The sequence below is a fragment of the Hymenobacter profundi genome (genome assembly GCF_019334315.1).
Taxonomy (GTDB): domain Bacteria; phylum Bacteroidota; class Bacteroidia; order Cytophagales; family Hymenobacteraceae; genus Hymenobacter; species Hymenobacter profundi.
The window spans coordinates 21703-28165 of record NZ_JAHWGL010000071.1 but is presented as its reverse complement, the minus strand read 5'-3'; the positions used below and the strand labels follow the sequence as shown (position 1 = coordinate 28165).

General features: G+C 60.3%; 7 protein-coding genes. 6 read left to right on the top strand and 1 reads right to left on the bottom strand.

The features are described 5' to 3' along the window. Positions 1 to 88: 88 nt before the first annotated feature. The 4 genes from KYK14_RS15440 to KYK14_RS15425 all read left to right on the top strand — a co-directional run bounded on the left by KYK14_RS15440 (position 89) and on the right by KYK14_RS15425 (position 4284). The gene (locus tag KYK14_RS15440) at positions 89 to 1669 is read left to right on the top strand and encodes an NAD(P)/FAD-dependent oxidoreductase (protein ID WP_219160049.1); all 1581 of its coding nucleotides are present in this window, start codon (positions 89 to 91) and stop codon (positions 1667 to 1669) included. A gap of 248 nt (positions 1670 to 1917) precedes the next feature. Beyond that, a complete protein-coding gene (locus tag KYK14_RS15435; protein ID WP_219160047.1) occupies positions 1918 to 2853 on the top strand; it encodes a helix-turn-helix domain-containing protein in 936 nt (311 codons plus the stop codon). Between the two features lie 164 nt (positions 2854 to 3017). After that, the gene (locus tag KYK14_RS15430) at positions 3018 to 3728 is read left to right on the top strand and encodes an SDR family NAD(P)-dependent oxidoreductase (protein ID WP_219160045.1); all 711 of its coding nucleotides are present in this window, start codon (positions 3018 to 3020) and stop codon (positions 3726 to 3728) included. Positions 3729 to 3924: 196 nt separating this feature from the next. Then, a complete protein-coding gene (locus KYK14_RS15425; RefSeq protein ID WP_185283706.1) occupies positions 3925 to 4284 on the top strand; it encodes a CoA-binding protein in 360 nt (119 codons plus the stop codon). Between the two features lie 179 nt (positions 4285 to 4463). On the opposite strand, the gene KYK14_RS15420 is transcribed toward KYK14_RS15425, so the two are convergent. Then, on the bottom strand, positions 4464 to 4892 hold the full coding sequence (locus KYK14_RS15420) for a cupin domain-containing protein (RefSeq protein ID WP_219160043.1): 429 nt from the start codon (positions 4890 to 4892) through the stop codon (positions 4464 to 4466). Positions 4893 to 5123: 231 nt separating this feature from the next. Between KYK14_RS15420 and KYK14_RS15415 the strand changes: the two genes are divergently transcribed. Beyond that, the gene (locus KYK14_RS15415) at positions 5124 to 5702 is read left to right on the top strand and encodes an RNA polymerase sigma factor (RefSeq protein ID WP_219160041.1); all 579 of its coding nucleotides are present in this window, start codon (positions 5124 to 5126) and stop codon (positions 5700 to 5702) included. Continuing rightward, a complete protein-coding gene (locus KYK14_RS15410; protein ID WP_219160039.1) occupies positions 5683 to 6462 on the top strand; it encodes a hypothetical protein in 780 nt (259 codons plus the stop codon). Before KYK14_RS15415 ends, KYK14_RS15410 begins: the two co-directional genes overlap by 20 nt. The last annotated feature ends 1 nt before the right edge of the window (position 6463 follow it).

The following is a 6463-nucleotide window of genomic DNA, read 5'->3' as shown; positions in this document are numbered from 1 at the left end:
ACTGCGTTCGAAATGACAAGCTCCCACTCCTGCCGTATCTTTGCAATCCTTTTCCTACTTCGGTTTAAAGGTTAACTTCCTTTCACCCATGCCTACCCCTTCCCCCCAGGAAGTCGAGCTGCTGCTTGCGCCCGAGCAAGCCTACGACGAGCTTACCCGCTACGAAGCCCTGCTGGCCGCTGCCGGCTTGCGCCCCGGCCAAGCCGATTTTGTGCACCTGCGCAAGCGCAGCATCGACGCCCGCGGCCGACAACCGCTAGTGCGCCTGCGCGCCGACATCTACCGCACGACACCCCCAGCCGAGTTGTTCGGACCCTGGTTTCAGTTTCCGGATGTAAGTCGCGCCCGCCGCACGGTGCTGATTGTGGGTGCTGGCCCGGCCGGACTGTTTGCGGCGTTACGGGCTATTGAGCTGGGCATCAAGCCCATTGTGGTAGAGCGCGGCAAAGACGTGCGCACCCGCCGCCGCGACCTGGCGGCTCTCAACAAGCAACAGCTCGTTAACCCCGATTCCAACTACTGCTTTGGCGAAGGCGGCGCGGGCACCTACTCCGACGGCAAGCTCTACACCCGCTCCACCAAGCGCGGCGACGTGCAGCGCATCCTGCGCCTGTTGGTGCAGCACGGCGCTACCCCCGATATTCTGGTCGATGCCCACCCCCACATCGGCACCAACAAGCTGCCGGCTGTGGTAGCCGCCTTGCGCGACTCGGTGCGGCAGGCTGGCGGCGAGGTGCGGTTTGATACGCGGGTAGACGATTTGGTGCTGACCGGCAACCACCTGCGCGGCGTCGTCACGGCCAATGGCGAGGAGCTGCTGGCCGATGCCGTGATTCTGGCTACCGGCCACTCGGCCCGCGACATTTACGAACTGCTGCACCGCCGCGGTGTGCTCGTCGAGGCCAAGCCGTTTGCCCTGGGCGTACGCGTGGAGCACCAGCAGCAGCTCATCGACCGTGCCCAGTACCGCCTCCCCGACCGTGGCCTACTGCCGGCCGCGTCCTATGCTTTGGTGCACCAGACCCAGGGCCAGGGCGGGCAGCGGGGCGTATTTTCGTTCTGCATGTGCCCCGGCGGCTTTATTGTGCCGGCCGCCACGGCCCCCGGCGAGGTGATTGTAAACGGCATGAGCCCCAGCCGCCGCGACTCGCAATATGCCAATTCCGGCATCGTGACGGCCGTGGAGCTGGAGGATATGGACGTGCGCCAGCACGGTGCGCTGGCTGGCCTGCGCCTGCAACAACAAATTGAGCAGCGCGCCTGCCAACTGGCCGGCAACACGCAGGTAGCCCCCGCCCAGCGCCTGGGCGACTTCCTGAAAGGTAAAATTTCAGCGGACCTACTAGAAACCTCCTACCAGCCTGGCCTGGTATCGGTGCCCATGGATAAGGTGTTGGGCAAAAACCTGGCGGGCCGGCTGCGGCAGGGCTTCGAGAACTTCGGGCGTAAGATTCCGGGCTATGCCACCAACGCCGCGCAGATTGTGGGGGTAGAGAGCCGCACGTCGTCGCCGGTGCGCATTCCCCGCGACCGGGACACCTTGCAGCACCCGGTGGTGCGGGGCTTGTTTCCGTGCGGCGAGGGCGCGGGCTACGCCGGCGGCATCGTATCGGCCGCCATGGACGGCGAGCGGTGCGCAGAGGCAGTTAGTGGGAGCTTAGCGCTTTAATTGGAGCAAATACCTGGCTGGTTTGGCTGTTGGAATAAGGTGTTGTTTAACCGACAACACCTTTTTGCTTTGTAGATGTTAATGAACAAATAGGATAAACCGCTGACTTCTACCTAAGCTAAGCGAAAACGACCAAGTCAGCCTTTATAGCAGGAATCAACCCCGTGAGAGTAGCTTCCTGTTTCTTGTGGCGACGTGTCGTCGCTGCTGCCTACTGCCACGCTTACTTACTACGTATAATTGCCTGTATGAAACCGAATTCCCTACCTGCTTTTTACGCTGCGTGTGCTCCAAGTTCAGAGTCAGCAGTAGGCGTCTTGCCGCCGCCCGATATGGAACAGGGGGTAGGGCATTTCAACGTATTCCCGTTGGCAGACCTTCGCGGAGCACCCCCGATGACGTTTAACCGGCGGTCCTACTACAAAATCACGCTCTGTCGGGGGCGTAGCCAAGTAGAGTGTGCCGATCAGGCTCCGCACGTCGGCAATAACACTTTGTTTCTGGTGACGCCGCGCGTACCCTATCGGTGGTTGCCGCTCACCGAGGATTTTACGGGCTATAGCTGCCTCTTCGATGACGCCTTTCTGCTACCCGCCCGCACCGGGGTGGAACTGGCAGAGCTACCCATTTTTCAGCCTGGGGCCTACCCCGTGTGGGATGTAGCCGAGGCCGATTGCGCAGTGCTTGAAGCTATTTTCGAGAAGATGGCCCGCGAACTCACGTCTGGCTACGCCTACAAGCACGACCTGTTGCGCACCTATCTCTGGGAGCTGATTCACTTGGTGCAGAAGCTACAGCCGGCCCCCGCCCCGCTAGCTACCCACAGCGCCGCCGAACGGGTAGCCACCCAATTCACGGAGCTACTGGAAGGGCAGTTTCCGCGCCAAAGCCCGCAACCACCGCTTCGCCTACGCACCGCCACGGACTATGCCGATCAATTGGCCGTGCACGTCAACCACCTTAACCGCGTGCTGAAGGAGATGACGGGCCACACGACTACTGCCCTCATCAGCCGCCGATTAACGCAGGAAGCCAAACTCTTGCTAAAGCAAACCGCCTGGAGTATTTCAGAAATTGCCGACAGCCTGGGCTTTACCGATGTGGCGCATTTTTGCACCTTTTTCAAGCGTCAGGCCAGCCAAACGCCAGGAGATTTCCGGCGCTTGGCCGTATTTGGGGTGTAGTTATCGGGCGTCAGCTTGTGTGGCGCATTTGAAATTGCGCTGCCATGTTTGAAATCTACAACAGATGGGTTGACTGACGAAGTTTGCCCCTAAGCTACTGCCCAGACCTTTGTGGGGTACTTACTCGCCTCCTTATTAAGTAGGAGGCTAAACCCACAACTGACATGGAAAACAAGAAAATTGCGCTGGTGACGGGCGGCAACAAAGGCATTGGCTTCGAAATAGTGCGGGGACTATTGCAGGCAGGCTGCCAGGTATACCTAGGAGCCCGCGAGGCCACCAAAGGTGAGCAAGCCGCAGCGGCACTGGCTGCCGAAGGCGATGTTCGCTTCCTCGAAGTAGACCTAGCCAACCAAGCAACGCTCGACGCGGCTGCGGCGCGCCTACAACGCGAGACAGGCCACCTCGACATCCTGGTGAACAACGCGGGCATTAATGTGCCCGGCGACGGCTCACCGGGCACCGCCGATGTGCGCAGCGTAGCGCAAGTGCTACAAACCAATTTTTTGGATACACTGGCCGTCACTCAAACGTTTTTGCCGCTGGTGAAGCAGGCCGCGGCGGGGCGCATCGTCAACGTGTCGAGCCCGCTGGGCTCGCTCACCATCGTGGGGCAGCACGATTGGGCCCTGCTGGGGTACTCGGCCTCAAAGGCTGCGCTGAATATGCTCACCGTGCAGTTGGCCTACGAACTACGAGCCACGGCCATCAAGGTGAATTCAGCCGCTCCCGGCTATACGGCCACCGACTTGAATGGCTTTGAGGGAACTGACACGCCCGCGCAGGGCGCGGCAGAGGCCATCCGGCTGGCCCTGTTGCCAGCCGATGGCCCCACCGGCACGGCATCCTCTTCCACTGGCGTCTTGCCTTGGTAAGGGTTTGCTGCTAAGCGGTATTGCTATGAATTTGCTTACCGCCTAGCCAACATCACCGAATCAACCTGCGTGAGCCCGAGTCGGAGGTTTTCTCCTATTTGTTTAACAACACCTTTATTTACCCGTATTCCTTGAACGTTCAGCCTAATGACCTTCAAGTAAAAATCTAATTTTCCAAGACCCCAAGACTCTATTTATGAAAAAGACCGTTGTTATCGGGGCCAGTGATAACCCCGCCCGCTATTCGTTTCGGGCCGTGAACATGCTCAAAAACCACGGCCACGAAGTGGTGCCCGTCGGCATTCGCAAAGGCCAGGTGGCCGGACTCGATATTCACACCGACCGCCCCGCCGAAGACGCCGTGGACACCGTGACGCTCTACGTAGGGCCCCATAACCAGCCCAGTTGGTACGACTACATTCTGGACCTCAAGCCTAAACGCATCATCTTCAACCCCGGCACCGAGAACGAGGAGCTGGAAAAGATGGCTCAGGCCAAGGGCATCCGGACCGAAGAAGCCTGCACGCTGGTGATGCTGTCGATAGGCAATTACTAAGCTTGCATGACAGAGACAAACGTAGCATTTGGGGTAGCACGCGTATAAATCCAGCGCTTCCCGACCTAAGGTTTCTTTCTGCCACCTCCGTAAAGAAGACGCTACCTACCCCAGCACTGTGCTGGGGTAGGTAGCGTCTTCTTTTTGACATCACATCTAAAGCAATAATGCACACGCTATTACGCCACCACCAGTCCGTACTTGGCCATGATTTCCTGCACCCGCGCTGGGTCGGGTGGGCCACCCGCTTGCAGCAGCGCGCCTAGCTCCCGGAAATACGCCGGGCCGATAAGGGCCGGGGTTAGTACGGTGAGTAGGGTAGCCGTTTCGGAGCCTACGTTGGCATGGTGGTGCACCACACCGCGCGGGATGAAGCACGAGTCGCCTGGCTCTAGCGTGCGGCTCTGGCCGGCTACCGTGGTGGTCATGCTGCCGGCTAGGCCATACACCATTTCGTCTACGTCTTGGTGGTAGTGCGGGGCGGGCACTTTCGCGCCGGGTGGCACCGAAAACTCAAACACCACCAGGCGCTGGTCGGTGTCATCGCCATCCAGCAGAAAGCGCAGCTCCAGCGCGTCTACCTGAACAATTTCCTTGGGTTCTTTCATAGCATTGTGAATAAGATACTTGTGCGCGACGTACGATGTCGTGCAGGTTGAAAAGTAGCCGCCAACGGCAGCATGCCTACCCTGCTTCGACAGCCTAATGATATCCATGATCTTTTTGCTTTTGGCAAATACTCTAAAATTTTCTTTGCCGTCAGGCAACCGTTACTCCCCATCGCCCATCTACCTTCCCAAACACGCTTGCTATCGCCCTAGACCTCTACCCCAACACCCGTGACTGACGCCGACCTCATTGCCGCTTGCCGCCAGGGCAACAGCCGCGCCCAAAAACTGCTCTACGAGCGGTTTGCGGGGCTGATGCTCTCCGTGTGCCTGCGATACCTGCGGCACCGCGAGGATGCCGAAGAAGTGATGATTGGCGGCTTTGTGAAGGTGTTTCGGGCGTTAGACCAGTACCGGCACGAGGGCTCGTTTGAGGGCTGGATCCGGCGGATTATGGTGAATGAGGCCCTGGGCCAACTGCGCCGCAAGGAGCCCCTGCACTTGGCCATCGACGACGTACCCAGCACCGCCGCCGTGACGCCCGCCACCGCCGACACCCAGCTTCAGGCCGACGACATGCTGGCCCTGCTGGCCGAGCTGCCCGCCGGCTACCGTACGGTGTTCAACCTGTACGCGCTGGAGGGCTATTCCCACCCCGAAATTGCCGAGCTGCTGGGCATTTCGGAAGGCACCAGCAAATCGCAGCTGAGTAAGGCGCGGGCCATGTTGCAGCGCCGCCTGACCGTGGCCAACGCTATGGCCATTTCTACCACCCCACCAAAAGAATACTATGCTACCGGAAGATATTGATCAACTGTTTCGGGACCGGCTCCAGGGCCACGCCCCTACCCCGCCCGACCATCTATGGGCTCAACTAGAAGAAGAGATTCAACCCGCTAAGAAGCGCCCAGCCATGTGGTTATATTCAGCCGCCGCGGTGGTAGCCCTACTACTGGCAGTGGGCCTGGGCTGGCTGCTACAAGCCCCTGGCACCACCGATATGGCGGGCCGACTGGCTACCACGGCACCCGCCGTTTCCGCTCCGAAAAAAGATTTGCCTACCCAGGCAACTGCTCCCCAGGACCTCGCATCTACCTCTTCAGAAGCCCCGGTTGCTACCGCCCCCAGTGCTTCGGCAGCGCAATCGGTGCTGTCTGCCAGCCACTCCGCGGCGGCTTCCCGCATGGTTGCGGCCACTACTACTTCTGCTCGCCCGGCGCCGGCTGCCGTGGCAACGCTTGCTACCCCCAAGGCGCGTCCGGAGCGCCTGGAAGTGGCAGCTCCGGAAGTAGCCGTGGCGGCCGTGCCGGCCACGCTGACCACCACGCAAGTGCCTACCCGCCCCATTGAGGTGGAAGTGGTGCGTGAAGTGGCAGCGCCGGTGCTGGCCGCGGCCCAAACCCCGGTTTCGGCTCCGCAGCAGCGTACCCGCCTGGGTGCCGTGCTGCGCCAGGCCCGCAATGCCGTAGTTGGCGACCCGGTAGACCTACAGCAAGTAGGCCTACCCGAAACCCTGACGGTGCAGGCCCGCGTGGCCGGCCATCAGCTCAACAAAACGATTCAACTCTAAC

What these genes read in the sequence shown, in the direction of transcription:
- KYK14_RS15440 (WP_219160049.1), top strand. Translation starts at nt 89, where the DNA reads ATGCCTACCCCTTCCCCCCAGGAAGTCGAGCTGCTGCTTGCGCCCGAG.
- KYK14_RS15435 (WP_219160047.1), top strand. Translation starts at nt 1,918, where the DNA reads ATGAAACCGAATTCCCTACCTGCTTTTTACGCTGCGTGTGCTCCAAGT.
- KYK14_RS15420 (WP_219160043.1), bottom strand. Translation starts at nt 4,892, where the DNA reads ATGAAAGAACCCAAGGAAATTGTTCAGGTAGACGCGCTGGAGCTGCGC.
- KYK14_RS15425 (WP_185283706.1), top strand. Translation starts at nt 3,925, where the DNA reads ATGAAAAAGACCGTTGTTATCGGGGCCAGTGATAACCCCGCCCGCTAT.
- KYK14_RS15430 (WP_219160045.1), top strand. Translation starts at nt 3,018, where the DNA reads ATGGAAAACAAGAAAATTGCGCTGGTGACGGGCGGCAACAAAGGCATT.
- KYK14_RS15410 (WP_219160039.1), top strand. Translation starts at nt 5,683, where the DNA reads ATGCTACCGGAAGATATTGATCAACTGTTTCGGGACCGGCTCCAGGGC.